This is a genomic window from Burkholderia sp. EMB26 (assembly GCF_024730645.1).
In the GTDB taxonomy this organism is placed as follows: Bacteria; Pseudomonadota; Gammaproteobacteria; order Burkholderiales; family Burkholderiaceae; genus Burkholderia; species Burkholderia cenocepacia.
Window position 1 is genome coordinate 2729311 of the sequence record NZ_CP078071.1, and the last position, 12513, is coordinate 2741823.

Annotated in this window: 12 protein-coding genes and 1 tRNA gene; 4 read left to right on the forward strand and 9 right to left on the reverse strand. The window is 66.9% G+C overall.

Going from position 1 to position 12513, the window contains the following annotated elements; genetic code table 11:
* The first annotated feature begins 62 nt into the window (after positions 1-62).
* Positions 63-506 carry a hypothetical protein gene (locus KU887_RS29015; protein ID WP_226245100.1) on the forward strand — a complete coding sequence of 148 codons (444 nt, stop codon included), beginning with the start codon at positions 63-65 and terminating at the stop codon, positions 504-506.
* 200 nt (positions 507-706) lie between these two features.
* Here KU887_RS29015 and KU887_RS29020 read toward each other — a convergent pair whose 3' ends face one another.
* The gene (locus KU887_RS29020) at positions 707-1867 is read right to left on the reverse strand and encodes a porin (protein ID WP_124633706.1); all 1161 of its coding nucleotides are present in this window, start codon (positions 1865-1867) and stop codon (positions 707-709) included.
* A gap of 315 nt (positions 1868-2182) precedes the next feature.
* Between KU887_RS29020 and KU887_RS29025 the strand changes: the two genes are divergently transcribed.
* Both KU887_RS29025 and KU887_RS29030 read left to right on the forward strand, forming a co-directional pair.
* Positions 2183-2458: a DUF4148 domain-containing protein gene (locus KU887_RS29025; RefSeq protein WP_258256542.1), complete on the forward strand. Its 276-nt coding sequence runs from the start codon at positions 2183-2185 to the stop codon at positions 2456-2458.
* Positions 2459-2485: 27 nt separating this feature from the next.
* Positions 2486-2989 carry a hypothetical protein gene (locus KU887_RS29030; protein ID WP_006496083.1) on the forward strand — a complete coding sequence of 168 codons (504 nt, stop codon included), beginning with the start codon at positions 2486-2488 and terminating at the stop codon, positions 2987-2989.
* 25 nt (positions 2990-3014) lie between these two features.
* Here the strand turns inward: KU887_RS29030 and KU887_RS29035 are convergent, their stop codons facing one another.
* Together KU887_RS29035 and KU887_RS29040 are read right to left on the reverse strand one after the other, a co-directional pair.
* Positions 3015-3737, reverse strand: a complete 723-nt coding sequence (locus KU887_RS29035) for a ZIP family metal transporter (RefSeq protein ID WP_059722490.1) — start codon at positions 3735-3737, stop codon at positions 3015-3017.
* A 164-nt stretch (positions 3738-3901) separates the two neighbouring features.
* Complete coding sequence (locus KU887_RS29040; protein WP_034202699.1) at positions 3902-5197, reverse strand: O-acetylhomoserine aminocarboxypropyltransferase/cysteine synthase family protein; 1296 nt, start codon at positions 5195-5197, stop codon at positions 3902-3904.
* A gap of 149 nt (positions 5198-5346) precedes the next feature.
* Between KU887_RS29040 and KU887_RS29045 the strand changes: the two genes are divergently transcribed.
* The gene (locus KU887_RS29045) at positions 5347-6018 is read left to right on the forward strand and encodes an O-methyltransferase (protein ID WP_048988940.1); all 672 of its coding nucleotides are present in this window, start codon (positions 5347-5349) and stop codon (positions 6016-6018) included.
* A gap of 36 nt (positions 6019-6054) precedes the next feature.
* On the opposite strand, the gene KU887_RS29050 is transcribed toward KU887_RS29045, so the two are convergent.
* From KU887_RS29050 to KU887_RS29075, 6 genes are all read right to left on the reverse strand, one after another.
* On the reverse strand, positions 6055-7350 hold the full coding sequence (locus tag KU887_RS29050) for a nitrite reductase (protein ID WP_258256543.1): 1296 nt from the start codon (positions 7348-7350) through the stop codon (positions 6055-6057).
* Between the two features lie 62 nt (positions 7351-7412).
* The gene (locus KU887_RS29055; RefSeq protein ID WP_012493153.1) at positions 7413-8561 is read right to left on the reverse strand and encodes a DUF1176 domain-containing protein; all 1149 of its coding nucleotides are present in this window, start codon (positions 8559-8561) and stop codon (positions 7413-7415) included.
* 258 nt (positions 8562-8819) lie between these two features.
* Positions 8820-9635, reverse strand: a complete 816-nt coding sequence (locus KU887_RS29060) for a nucleotidyltransferase domain-containing protein (RefSeq protein ID WP_069353013.1) — start codon at positions 9633-9635, stop codon at positions 8820-8822.
* A gap of 55 nt (positions 9636-9690) precedes the next feature.
* Positions 9691-10920, reverse strand: coding sequence for an RtcB family protein (locus KU887_RS29065; protein ID WP_034203389.1), 1230 nt, complete (start codon positions 10918-10920; stop codon positions 9691-9693).
* 61 nt (positions 10921-10981) lie between these two features.
* On the reverse strand, positions 10982-12121 hold the full coding sequence (locus KU887_RS29070) for a slipin family protein (RefSeq protein ID WP_006496077.1): 1140 nt from the start codon (positions 12119-12121) through the stop codon (positions 10982-10984).
* Between the two features lie 256 nt (positions 12122-12377).
* Positions 12378-12450: transfer RNA gene (locus KU887_RS29075), tRNA-Phe, on the reverse strand.
* Between the last annotated feature and the right edge of the window lie 63 nt (positions 12451-12513).

The following is a 12513-nucleotide window of genomic DNA, read 5'->3' on the forward strand; positions in this document are numbered from 1 at the left end:
TGGCGAACCATGGACCCAGTATGCGAAAGCAGCCGTGCGTGATCGTGATCGCGAGATGAAAAATGCGTCAGATTGCGGAGGCAAGAACGCGTCATGCGGTCTCGAACGACATGACGCAACCGTCATGTTCGCGTCATGGGTGCGATGAGCGGGAAGCGGAACATGAAGCCTGCCGCTGGCCGACCGCGCCGGCGGCGTTCGTGCCGGTCGCGCCAGCAGCATCGAGCGCGGACGGCGTCGTTCAGACCTTCATTCCGGACCGAAAATTGCATCGTCCCGCCATTCGCCTCGCCTTGATCGCAGTCCTGATCGTCCCGTTGTTCTCGGGTTGCGCATCGACACGTTCCGGCGCCACGGTCACCCCCCCTGCTGCCGCGCGCAAGCCCGCGCCGGCCGATCTGACGCCGGGCGAGCAAATCGACTATGCCGGGCATCGCTGCGGCAATCCGAACCTGTATGTGAAAACGCATCCGTGCGTGTACCCGCGGCTCAATTCAGCGCCGTGATCGTCGGATCCGCGTAAAAAAGAGCCCGGTACTCGACGAGCCCGGGCCTAATGCGTGATCGTGCCGTGCGGCAGCGACCCGCTGCGTGGACGGAAACGGGCATGGCCCGCTACCGTTCCGATCGTAGCGACGCGACGCATCGCGAACCTGATCGGAACATGAAATTTTCGTCACGCAGCGCGCAGGGTTGGCTGTCGCAGTCAGAACCGGTGGCGCAACCCGAGATTGAGGATGCCCTGCGTACGCGTGCCGCCGTAGCCGTACGAGCCGATCGACGCCTGGGCCGCCTGCGTGCCGCCGTCGGGCGTGCGCTGTTCGCCGTTCGCGCGCTGCCACGCGCCGACCGCATAGAGATCGGTGCGCTTGGACAGCACGTAGTCGGCGCCGGCGGACACCTGATGGTAGGTGGCGCTCGTATCGCCGCGGGCCTTCGTGTAGCTGTAGCCGACGCCGACGAGCAGGCTGGCGGTTGCCTGATAGTTGAAGAATCCGCGCGCGGTGTCGTACTTCTGCGTGCCGCGAAAGGCCGACGTCGCATCGGCCTTGTACTGCGCATTGCTGTAGTCGATGCCGACCGTGAACGGTGCGAAGGTGTAGCGCAACGCGCCGCGTGCGATGCCGATCGACTTCGCGGAGAGGTAGCCGCCGTTGACCAGCGACCCGTCGAACGTGCCGTCCGACGTGCCGTTCCAGCCGGTCCGGACGCCGTTGGCGAGCGAGGCGCGGTTGGCCGCATAGTAGTAGCCGCCCGCCGCGTCGAACGGGCCCTGGTTGTACGACAGGCCGGCCGACCAGGTTTGGCCGGCGCCGCTCTTGCCGGCCACACCGCCGAGCGCGTACATGCCGACGAACTGGAAGCCGCCGACCACGGGCGACGTGTACTTCACCGCGTTGTCGGTGCGCGACGACGTGTCGTAGTTGTCGACGTCGCCGGGTGTCGCGTACACGCTGCCGAAGTAGAAATCGCCGGTGATCGGCCACGCGACATCGGCGAGCGCGTCGTACTGGCGGCCGAGCGTCAGCGTCCCCCAGCGCGCGCTTTCCAGCCCGACGAACGCTTGCCGACCGAACATCCGGTTGCCTTGCCCGAGCGCGCCGGTGTTCGGGTTGAAGCCGTTTTCCAGCGTGAAGATCGCTTTCAGCCCGCCGCCGAGATCCTCCGCGCCTTTCACGCCGAAGCGGTTGCCGAGCAGGTTGCCGTTGCCGAGGCCGACGAGGTTCTTGCCCTGCGCATCGGCGTTCCACACGACCGTCAGCGACGTATCGAACAGGCCGTACAGCGTGACTTCCGTTGCCTGCGCCGCATGCGCGGTCGTCAGCAGCGCCCCTGACATCATGACGAGTCGAACCGGAGTTTTCATGGTGTGTCCCTGAAGTTCAAGATGATCGTTTCGTGCATCGTTCGATGCCGGCGCCGAACCTGTGTCGCGACGGGCCGGAATATCGCGATTGCGGTGGCGATTCTGGAAAGCGTTCGGATCGTGACGGTGAGGGACAAATGAGAAAAACGTCATCGCAATGTCATGCGCGCTGAAACGTGCGGTGAATTTCATTCGCACTGCGATGTGAAAGATGCGTGAACGATGACGAAACCGTCATCAGGCGATCACGGATCCGCACCGCCGCGGGATCAAAGTGAAGGCTCCAGTCACGGCATTCCAGCAAGGAGCCCCAACATGAACATCCCGCGTCCGATGATCGTCATTGCCGCCGCCGCGCTGTCGATTGCAGCGTTCTCCCAAGCCGTGGCCGCGCAGCCGCAGAGCCGTCAGGAAGTGATTCAGGAACTGGTGCGCGCGCGTCACGACGGCGTGATTCCGAGCCCGAATCACGACTATCCGGCGAGTCCGGCCGCCGTCGCGCGCAATCAGGAGATTCATCGCGCGACCGTTCATCGCGGCGAGAAGATGCCGATGGTCGATGCACGCGACAACCGCTTCGCGGTGCTTTGAACGTTGATCGACGGAAAGGAGAGCGCGATGCGCAATGTCGCGAAGGGAATCGTGCTGGCGGCATGCCTGATGTCGACGGCCGCGATGGCGGCAGGCTGGCCGGAACGCGCGCTGTCGCACGCGGCGGCGCACGATGCCGGCAGCCGCGCGAACGAGCGGATGCGCTGCGAGTTCGCGGCCGTGCCGGCCGGCGCATGGACTGCGACGTTCACGCGTGGGCAATGCGAAGTCGCCAACGGCCGGCTGACGTTCGTGCCGGCCGATGCCGGCGACGAGTCGACCGTCGCGGCGAAGGCGATCGTGCTTGGCGACGTTCGCACCGCATCGCATCAGTCACGCAAGCTGAAGGAACAACTGCAACTGACCACGCGCGACGAAGTGGTCGCGCTGAACGTGCTGACCGACGACGGCAGCCGCAAATCGCGCGAACATGCGATCGACCTGTGGACCGCGTTGCGCAACGCGGGTGTCACGCCGGTCAACGGCACGCGGATCGTCGATACCTATCCGACCGGCGCGACGACCTGGTAGCCGTCGCGCCGTCGAGCGCGGCGCGTCAGGCTTTCACCGATCCTTCGATCAGGAAGAACACGATGAAGCCGATGAAGAACGCAGCCGTCGCGAACGGTGTCTCGGGCACTTCGTGCGCTTCGACCAGCAGCTCCTCGGTGACGAGGTACAACAGCGCGACCGTGCCGAGCCCCAGCAGCGCCGCATAGATATTCGCCGGCAGCCCGGCGAACGCCGCATTGCCGGCCACGGCCGCGATGCTCAGCAGCGCCGCGAGCGCGACCGGCACGACGATCGACAGCAAGCGGCCGATGCCGGCCGCGGCCAGCGCCGCGCTGACCGACAGCGCGAGGAACAGCACCTCGAGCGTCAGCGCGACGGTCAGGATGATGCCGCTTTCGTCGCTCGCGGAAAAGGCGATGCCGAGCACCAGGCCGTCGACGACGAGGTCGATCGCGGTGACGATGATCAGGCTCACCGGCAACCGCGCCGTCTCGAAGCGCGTCTCGATCGCGCCCGACAGCGCGCGGATCGCCAGCATCAGCGCAAGGCCCAGCACGAAGCCGACGACGACCGGAAACAGCGCATGTGCGCGGTCCTGCGGCAGCAGTTCGAGCGCGGCGGCCGCGAACACGATGCCGCCGGTGAAATGCTGGATCACGCTCGACGTTTTCGGGCCGGGCGCGCGCCACGCGGCCGCGAGGGCGCCGAAACAGGCCGCCAGCACGGGCGGTAACGTGAGCAGCGCGAGCTTCGCGGTCGGTGTCATGAGTCCTCTCGGCGGTTGGCGTGGCGCAGCGGGCGCTGCGTCGCACGATCGTACACACCGGGCATCGCCCCGGCATCAACCGGGGATTGAACACCTTGAAGCCGCTCCAGAGTCAAGCGGTTTGATGCGGACGCACCGGCAAGCGGCCGGCGCGCCCGTTGCGGTCAAAGCTGCGCGAGCGCCTGGTCGAGATCGGCGAGCAGGTCGTCGATATGCTCGATGCCGATCGACAGCCGCACCGTTTCCTCCTTCACGCCGGCCTTCGCGAGTTCGGCCGGCGACAACTGACGATGCGTGGTCGAGGCCGGGTGCGTCGCGAGCGACTTCGTATCGCCGATGTTGACGAGCCGCGTGAACAGCTTCAGCGCATCCTGGAACTTCGCGCCGCCGTCGCGACCGCCCTTCACGCCGAACGTCAGGATGCCCGGCGCGCGGCCCGACAGGTAGCGCGCGACGAGCGGATGATCGGGATGATCGGGCAAGCCCGCATAGTTCACCCATTCGACGTGCTCGTGGCGCGCGAGATGCTGCGCGATCTTCAGCGCGTTGTCGCTGATGCGTTCGATACGCAACGCGAGCGTCTCGATTCCCTGCAGGATCTGGAACGCGTTGAACGGCGAGATCGCCGCGCCCATGTTGCGCAGCGGCACCACGCGGGCGCGGCCGATATACGCGGCCGGCCCGAACGCTTCGGTATAGACGACGCCGTGATAGCTGACGTCCGGCTCGTTCAGCCGCTTGAAGCGGTCCGCGTGGTCGGCCCACGGGAACTTGCCCGAATCGACGATCGCGCCGCCGAGGCTCGTGCCGTGCCCGCCGAGATACTTCGTCAGCGAGTGCACGACGATGTCCGCGCCGTGCTCGAACGGTCGCAGCAGGTACGGCGACGGCACCGTGTTGTCGACGATCAGCGGGATGCCGTGGCGATGCGCGACTGCCGCGAGCGCGGCGATGTCGGTGACGTTGCCGAGCGGGTTGCCGACCGATTCCGCGAAGATCGCCTTCGTGCGCGCATCGATCAGCGGTTCGAACGACGCGGGGTCGCGCGGGTCGGCGAAACGCGTGGCGATCCCGTATTGCGGCAGCGTGTGCGCGAACAGGTTGTAGGTGCCGCCATACAGCGAACTCGCGGACACGATGTTGTCGCCGGCTTCGGCGATCGTCTGGATCGCGTACGTGACGGCGGCTTGCCCCGACGCGAGCGCGAGCGCGCCGATGCCGCCCTCGAGCGCGGCGATCCGCTGCTCGAGCACGTCCGTCGTCGGGTTCATGATCCGCGTGTAGATGTTGCCCTGGACCTTCAGGTCGAACAGGTCGGCGCCGTGCTGCGTGTCGTCGAATGCGTACGCAACGGTCTGGTAGATCGGGACGGCGACCGCGCGCGTGGTCGGGTCGGGACGATAACCGCCGTGCACGGCGATGGTTTCGAGGCGCCAGTTCGGCTTGGCCTGATCGGTCATGGGTGCTCCGTTTGTTGTTGTGAAGGTCGAGGGGTCCTGCCGTCCGGCGATTATAGGAGCACGTGCGCGGCTGCCCTTAGAACGAATGGTGGGTTGCTTATGGAGGCGCGGCGCATAGAATGCCCTTTTCCGCAGACGAAAGGAGCGCGATGGATCAGGATCGGTGGAACCAGGTGGATGCGTATTTCTCGGCGACGCTCGTGCCGTCCGACGCCGTACTCGACGCCGCGCTGGCGGCGAGCGACGCGGCCGGGCTGCCGGCGATCAACGTCGCGCCGAACCAGGGCAAGCTGTTGCAGCTGCTCGCGACGATCCGCGGCGCGCGGCGGATTCTCGAGGTCGGCACGCTCGGCGGCTACAGCACGATCTGGCTGGCGCGCGCGTTGCCGCCGGGCGGCGCGCTCGTGACGCTCGAGCTGAACCCCGCACACGCGAAGGTCGCGACGCAGAACATCGCGCGCGCCGGATTCGCGCAGGTCGTGTCGGTGATGGTCGGCAGCGCGAAGGACAGTCTTGCGCGGCTCATCGACACGGGCGAGGCGCCGTTCGACTTCATCTTCATCGATGCGGACAAGGACAACAACGCCGTCTATCTCGATGCGGCGCTGAAGCTGTCGCGGCCCGGCACGGTGATCGTCGTCGACAACGTCGTGCGCAACGGGCGCGTGGTCGATCCGGACAATCGCGAGCCGGACGTGGCCGGCGTGCGCGCCGGGTTCGCGCGGCTCGCGGCCGAGCCGGCGCTCATGACGACCGCCGTGCAGACGGTCGGGCAGAAGGGCTGGGACGGGTTCTCGATCTCGATCGTGGGCGCCGCGTGAGGTGACGCCGGTGCGCCCTTGCGGGCGCGCCGCACACTAGTTCTCGTCGGGATTCGAATCGCTGCACTGGTCGGGATCGTCGCGCAACAGGACGCGGCGGATGCGGCCGTTGTCGTAGAACGGCACGTCCGGGCAGAACTTCATGCCGGCGCGCGTCGACGTCCGTTTCCAGGCGACCCTTTCGGTACGCACGAGCGTCGGGGCGCCACCCGGCGCGCCCGGCTTCCAGATGTCGATATACACCCGCGACATCTGAGGCGAATCGCCCGCCTCGCAGTCCTTCAGCGCGCCCAGCGTCGAGCGCAGCCCGGTATCGGTCTGCTCGATGCGTTGCGGATACTCGATATGGCCGTTGCCGTAGCCGGGCACGATGTAGCAATAGCGACGCGTGTTTCCGTCGAGCACGGGCAGCAAGTAGCTGCTCGCCGAGTCGACCTCCTTCACGTCGTTGCCCTGCCAGCGGTAGGTCGTCACGCCGTGCTCGCAGCAGCTCGCGCGCCAGCTCGTCCAGACGATCCGGTGCACCGGATCGAAATCCGGCGACGTGATGTCTTGCAGTCCCGGCGGCGCATCGGCGAAGCGCCGCGTTTTCGGGTTGAAGATCCACGTCTGGTACGGGATGTTCGGACCGGCCCCCATCGATTGCGCGAGCATCAAGTCGGGCCAGCCATCGAAGTTCACGTCGGCGAAATCCGGCGTGAACAGGTTGCAGGTGCCCCGCGAATCGGTCTTTAGCGTCTGGACGAGGCGGCCGTGGTCGTACAGGCGGATTGCGGTGACTTCAGGCGCGTCGGTGCACGAACCGCCATCGTCCGGCAGATGGTCGGCGACGAGGCGGATGTCGTAGGGAAACGCTCTGCCGTCGTGCTTCTGCGCGAGCGAGACAGGGAGTGTGCGCTTGCCGTCTGGTGCGGTCCATGTGCCGGTTACCGCATCGTCGAGAGAAGCGACGCGCCACTTGCCCGTTACGCGATCGGCGTCGGCTTTCGCGCCGCTATCCCGTTCCGACAGCGTCGCACCGTGCGCGTCGAGCGTTCCCTTCAATGCGAGCCGATAGCGTTTGTCGGACGTGCATGGCGCGTAGCAGTACCAGCCCGATACCGTGTCGCCGACGCGCGACAACGAGACTTCGACGTGCCGGTTGCCGATCGTGCCGGCCCAGTCACGCGACCAGAACGGGATCTCGACCGACTCGTCGGCGTTTGCCGCGCGCACCGGCGTCGACGCGAATGCGGTGATGGCGATCAGCGCGAACGCAAGCGCGCTGCGCCGCTCGCGCGTACGCCGCGTCGCGGCCGTGTGGCGCGACGCGGCGATGAACGGGTGATGCATGGTTCGGCCCCTCGGTTCGTTATGGGTTATGTCTGCCGGCGTGTTTCGGTGCGATACGTGCGTCAGCGGCTTCCGCTCGCATCGGCCCGTCGATACAGGCGTGGCCACTGATCGTCGAACAAGCCGTTGCAAGTGCCGTGCGTGGCGATATCGCTGAGCACGAAGTGCCGGCCGTCGAAGATCCACGATGCGGTCGAGCCGCAATCGCCGGCACTGCGCAGTCTGACCTTGCTCGACAGCGTCGCGCTGGCGGGATCGTAGCCGGCGTCGGTCAGTTCGTTTGCGAACGACGCCGAATCGAGTCCGGCGTTCGCGTTCTCGCCGAAATTCATCGCCGTCGGCGAGTAGGGCGCGGTTCGCCGCACGCGATACCACAGGTCGGTGTGGTTATACAGGCTGCTGGTCTGGCACGGTATCGCGACCAGCGCTTCGTCGGCGGAGACCGCCACGGCAGTCGACGCCTTCCTGCGATCGTTCGCCGGCATTTCGTCTTCGACATCGGTCGCACATTGCTTCACGTCGCCGCCGAACTTCGCGAGCACCGCATCGACGAGCGGCCGTTGCTCCGCGGCCGACAGGTTTGCGACGGCCGGGGCCGGCGTGACGGCGGGGGGCAGTGCCGGTGCGACGGGCACTGCCGACGCCGGCCGGGTGCCCGGGCGCAGCAACGCCGTGACGGTGCCGACACGGCCCTGCGTGTCGTCGATCAACAGCAGCGCGGCACTCAATCCCGTCAACGGCGTGCGGGCGGTTTGGGCCGACGCCGGATCGCCGAAGCTCAGCAGTTGCGCATTGCGCGACGCGGTGAGCCATGCGGCGACCGTTGCCGGATCGTTGGTCCGGATCCGGAACGGGTGCGCGTCGTCATCGGCCGGTTTGCCGCCGAACGCATGCCATCGGGCCGCCATTGCATCGAACGGACGACCATCCACGCGTGCGCTGCGCAGGTCCAGCGGCGCCGACGCATAGATGTCGAGCGAGGCTGGCGCGTCCGGGCCGGCATCGCGCGTCACGCGCAGGATGAGGCGGGTGCGTGCATCATCGATATCGTCCGCGTGGCTTTCGGCAATGCAGCGGTTGCCGTTGTCGCAAACGACCGACCAGTTCTTGAAGTCGCGTTCGACCGGCGGCCGCGCGAGCGGGCGGGCCTTGGCAACGAACGGGGAAACGGCGAGGAGGGCGGCGATGGCGAGCGAAAGGCGGTGCGACATGACGGTTCGTATCGACTGTGGATGGACGGGCGGAAGATGCCGGATTGCAAGCGCATCGTCAGCAGGCGGGGCAGGTCGAAGGCTGCGGCGCATGCGGCGGCGCGCTGTGCCGAACGGCATCGAGTATACCGCCGCGATGGGCTGCGATCGTTGCGACGACACGTCGTACGCGGGCACGGTCGTTGCTCGCCTGCATCGATCGGACGAGTGCGGATGCAAAAATGGCGCGATCCCCGCAGGCATCGCGCCGTTCACTTTTCATCGGCCGTCGACCACGTCGCGCAGGAACGCGTCGAGCATTGCCACGTCGCCCCACGGCCGCTTGTATTCGCGATCGTGTTCGGCATCGGCGAGCATCGTCTCGACCAGCGCGTGGATCGCCGGCCGGCGCGGCCCGTATTCGCCTTCGTTCGCGCTCATCTTCAGCGCGAGCAGCGCATCGAGCTCCGCGCGCACCGTCGGCTCGTGCACGGTCCCGTCGACGAGATCGACGAAGCGCATCGGCGGCATGCCGAGCCCCATGTCGATCCAGCGCACCGCGAGCAGCGGACGCAGTACGTACAGGTACTTCTTGTAACGCACCGTGTCGCCCTGCAGATAGCCGCGAAAATTTTTCTTCGCCATCGCGAGGTAGTGATGACGCCCGCGTACCGGCGAGAAGAACGCCGATGCCAGCGATCTGAGCCGCGGCGCCCAGCGCGCATCTTCGCGATACACGACGGGCGAGTCGAGCCATTCGAGCAGCGTCGGATTCGAGCGTCGCAGCAGTTGCAACGCCTTGCGCAATTCCCAGCCGCTGACGTCGAGCTCGTCGTCGAGCGGCCGCTCGATCACGTCGCGTTGCGGTTCGACGCTCAAGTACCAGTCGCGCCGGTGCGCGTACACGAAGCGTACGTCGTAATCGCTGTCCGGCGAAGCGAATCCCCAGCCGCGGCTGCCCGATTCGCACGCGAACAGCACGCATACATCATGGCGGCGTTCGACTTCCGCGAGCTCCGCCATCACGCGTGCCCGCACCGCCGGGTCGATCGGATGCGCGCTGCGCACGGTCGTCATTGCGTTGTCGGTTTTCATCGTTGTCGTTTTCCTTTCGTTGTGCGCGGCCGCTGGCCCTCGGCCGCACACCGCGCTATCCCTTCACGCACACCACCTGGCGCAGCGTATGCACCACTTCGACGAGGCTGCGCTGGGCCGCCATCACCGCGTCGATGTCCTTGTAGGCCATCGGGATTTCGTCGACGACGCCCGCGTCCTTCCGGCATTCGACGCCCTGCGTCGCCTTCGCCTGATCGTCGGCGGTGAAGCGGCGCTTGGCTTCGGTACGGCTCATCGTCCGGCCCGCGCCGTGGCTGCACGAGCAGAAGCTTTCCGGGTTGCCGAGCCCGCGCACGATGAAGCTCTTCGCGCCCATCGAACCCGGAATGATCCCGAGTTGCCCCTTCTGCGCGGACACCGCGCCCTTGCGCGTGACGAGCACGTCTTCGCCGAAGTGGCGTTCGCGCTGCACGTAGTTGTGGTGGCAGTTCACCGCATGCGCGTCGACCGAGAACGGTGTGCCGATCACGCCGCGCGCCGCGCCGATCACCGCGTCCATCATCGCCTGCCGGTTGCGCCGCGCGTAATCCTGCGCCCAGCCGACCGCCTCGACGTAATCGTCGAAGTGCTGGCTGCCTTCAGTGAAGTACGCAAGATTACGGTCGGGCAGGTTCGCAATGTGTTGTCGCATGTCGGCCTGCGCGAGTTCGATGAACAGGCTGCCGATCGCATTGCCGACGCCGCGTGAGCCGCTGTGCAGCATGAACCACACGCGGTCCGCCTCGTCGATGCACACTTCGATGAAGTGGTTGCCGGTGCCGAGCGTGCCGAGATGCGCGTAGTGGTTCGTCTTTGCCAGCTTCGGATACTTGTCGACGATGCGCTGAAAGCCCGGCTGCAGCGATTTCCACGCGTCGGTCACGGCGGCCGGCGTGCGATCGCCCCATGCGCCCGGGTCGCGGCGGCCCGGCGCGCGGCCGTGCGGCACCGCGCGTTCGATCGCGCTGCGCAGCCCGCCAAGCGAATCGGGCAGGTCGGCCGCCGTCAGCGTCGTGCGCGCGGCCATCATTCCGCAGCCGATGTCGACGCCGACCGCGGCCGGGATGATCGCGCCCTTCGTCGGAATCACGCTGCCGATCGTCGAGCCCTTGCCGAGGTGCACGTCCGGCATCACCGCGACGTGGCCGAAGATGAACGGCATCTGCGCGGTGTTGCGCAGTTGCGCGCGCGCTTCGTCCTCGACGGCGACGCCTTGCGTCCACATTTTCACCGGCTTGCCGTTCGCCAGTTCCATCACCTGATAATCCATGTCCATGTCGGTCATTTGCTTCACCTGATTCATTTCGGGACCGGCGCGACACATCTGCATCGCGCCGGAACCTGCATTACGTGCCCTTGATGCTGACGAGCCCGTTCAGCACCTGGTCGAGACCGCCGAACACCGAGATGCGGTCGATCCGTTCCGCGACGCGCTCGAGCGTTTCCAGCTCCTTGAGCCGCAGTGCGGTCGGGTTTTCTTCCATCACCTTCGCGGTGTTCAGCAGCGAACGCGTGGCCGCCGTTTCCTCGCGGCGGCGAATCACGTTCGCCTGCGCGGATTTCTCCGCTTCGACCACCTGCGCGAGGATCGTCTTCATGTCGCCCGGCAGCACGATATCCTTCACGCCGACGCTGCGCACGTCCACGCCCGAACCGTCGAGACGGGCGCGCACCTGCGCGATCACGACCTCGTCGAGCGACTGCTTGTCCTCCAGCAGCTCGTCGAGCGAGCGCGTGCCGACCGCCGAACGCAGCGCGAACTGCAACTCGCGGTACAGGTGTTCGACCGGCTTCTGCAACTGGCCGAACGCATGCAGCACGTCCGCATAGCGCCACGTCGCCGACAGGTTCAGCCGCAGCGCGACCTTGTCGCGCGTCAGGATTTCCTGCCCGCCGACCTCGATCGCCTGCAAGCGCAGATCGACCAGCTCGACCGCGACGTCGCGGTTGAAGCGCCAGAACGCCGACGCACCCGCGTCCAGCAGCCGCTCGATCTTGCCGTCGACCTTCAGCACGCCGACGTGGTACGCCGGCACCTGCGCCAGGAGCACGCCCGTCAGCCCCGCCACGCCGCGCGCACGCAGCGACGGTTGCGCGATGCGCTTCACCAGCGCCGCAGGCAGCATGCTGTCCTGCGCGAGGTCGATGCGCTCCAGCCGATGCGCGGTCAGGCCGCGCCAGTACAGCCGGCGCGTGCCGGGCGCCAGAATCTCGACGAGCACGTCGTCTTCGTAGCGCAGGCCGGCTTCGTCGTCGGCGAGATCCATCGCGACGAAATACCGCGCGAGCACGTCCGGTGCGTCGTGACGCAGGTAGTCGGCCAGCGCGTCGTCGGCGAGCGGCGCGTCGAGACGCGCGGTCTGCACCGACAGGCGCTTGAACGGATCGAAGGCCTTGAACACGCCCGGTTCCAGCACCTTCACGAAATCGCCCTCGCTCATCAGCAGCGCGCGTTCGTTCTTTTTCACCACATGACGCTTCCACATATTTTTGTCCTTTTCTTCAATGGCCGCCGGGTAACGCGCATCGTGCGGATCGCGGGGCGACGCAATCGGGCGGGCGGCGCGCCGGCCAGCGTCGAAACGCATGGCGACGCCTGCTGCATTGCGTCGTCGTGCGCCTTCGCGCGGGCCGTGCGGCCGCCCGGCCGATCGCGCGGAACCGCAACCGGTCCGACGCGCGGCGGGCCTGTCGGCCCGCACCGGCGGGTACTGCCTTCATACGAGACCGTCCTTGCGGACAGCGTTCGAGCGGGATTCGAACCCGCCACCGGCCGGCTTTCGCCGGCTGCTCCACCTGGCTGAGCTTTCGAACAATGGGCGCCCCGGGATTCGAACCCGGGCGAGGCATCCTGGCGCGCGCCCCGTTGCCTTCGTCT